Origin of the sequence: Klebsiella sp. NPDC088457 (assembly GCF_044900465.1) — a bacterium.
In the GTDB taxonomy this organism is placed as follows: Bacteria; Pseudomonadota; Gammaproteobacteria; order Enterobacterales; family Enterobacteriaceae; genus Klebsiella.
In genome coordinates this window covers 1-1,063 of record NZ_JBJDNH010000124.1, presented here as the reverse complement: position 1 = coordinate 1,063, position 1,063 = coordinate 1, and the positions used below count along the sequence as shown (strand labels likewise).

General features: G+C 50.1%; 1 pseudogene. It reads left to right on the top strand.

Annotation, left to right across the window (positions count from 1 at the left end):
* Window positions 1-92: 92 nt before the first annotated feature.
* Window positions 93-971 (top strand): annotated as a pseudogene (locus ACI2JR_RS28345) (integrase domain-containing protein); the annotation flags it as partial.
* Window positions 972-1,063: the final 92 nt, after the last annotated feature.

The following is a 1,063-nucleotide window of genomic DNA, read 5'->3' as shown; positions in this document are numbered from 1 at the left end:
GTGACCATAAGCTCTCCCGAATCAGGAGAGCAGATTAACCCCTGGATCTAATTTCAGGCGTCGGATATGGATCACTTTCGCACCGTTGGTAACACATTCGCCCTGTCACTAAGAAACGAGCGAAGAAGAGCATAGGCCCCTACCCGTCAGTTACGCTTGCCGATGCCAGAAACTACCGGGCAGAGTCTCGCTCTCTCCTGGCGAAACAAATCGATCCACAGGAACATCAGCAAGAACAACTTCGCAGTTCGCTGGAAGCCAAAACCAATACTTTCCAACTCGTAGCAGAACGTTGGTGGAATGTGAAGAAAGCCAGTGTGACCGAAGACTATGCAGAGGACATTTGGCGCTCTCTTGAAAGAGATGTCTTTCCTGCAATTGGCGACGTTAGCGTTACAGATATTAAAGCTCACACACTGGTTCAGGCCGTCCAACCAGTTCAGGCCAGAGGAGCACTGGAAACCGTTCGTCGCCTGTGCCAACGCATTAATGAGGTCATGATCTACGCCCAAAACACAGGTCTTATTGATGCCGTTCCCAGCGTTAATATCGGTAAAGCCTTCAAGAAGCCTCAGAAAAAGAACATGCCCAGCATTCGACCGGATCAGCTACCTCAACTGATGCAGACAATGCGAACAGCCAGCATTAGCCTTTCCACACGCTGCCTGTTCATGTGGCAACTTCTTACTATTACCCGCCCTGCCGAAGCGGCTGAGGCTCGTTGGGATGAGGTAGACATGGAAGCGCGAGAGTGGAAGATTCCTGCAGCACGCATGAAAATGAACCGCGACCATACTGTTCCATTGTCAGATGAAGCAATTGTGATACTGGAGATGATGGAGCCGTTAAGTGGAAATCGAGAATTTATCTTTCCCAGCCGCATCAAGCCAAACCAGCCGATGAACAGTCAGACCGTAAACGCATCGCTAAAACGCGCAGGTTTTGGTGGGGTGCTCGTTTCACACGGTTTGAATCGCCACGGATAATCTAGACACTTCTGAGCCGTTGATAATATAGGTTTTCATATTCAGCCGGTGGCATCTGCTCGCTCGAACCATGCCGA